At 41.9% G+C, this 322-nt stretch carries 1 protein-coding gene; it reads right to left on the bottom strand.

From position 1 onward, the window contains the following. Positions 1-280, bottom strand: a 280-nt coding sequence (locus HC175_RS22170; RefSeq protein WP_209310198.1) for a hypothetical protein, incomplete at its 3' end; no start/stop codon positions are given. Positions 281-322: the final 42 nt, after the last annotated feature.

The following is a 322-nucleotide window of genomic DNA, read 5'->3' as shown; positions in this document are numbered from 1 at the left end:
CCAGGGAACTTTTTGGCTGCACATCGGCCACCTGGTCCGGTGCTTCCGAAGCAGGGGGATACATGGAGATCACCCCTCTGGGAATCAAATTCACCTCTGGCTCCTCATACTCATCAATTCTTTTTAAAAAGTCATTTACTTTTTGATTCGGAAGGAAAACATAGAAGATGTCGTGGTTACCATTTTGTAGATGGATGGTATTCTTTCCTTTAAATTCATCTACCGTTTTAAGAATCTCCTCTTTGTGTCCCTCCGGAATTTTTATGATAAGCTGTCGCATGTAATTTTTTTTGGTTGATCAAAGACCTGAGGATCTGCCCTA

Source organism: Salinimicrobium oceani (assembly GCF_012037645.1).
Note: the sequence above shows the minus strand (reverse complement) of the source record. Positions and strands in the feature narration are given on the sequence as shown.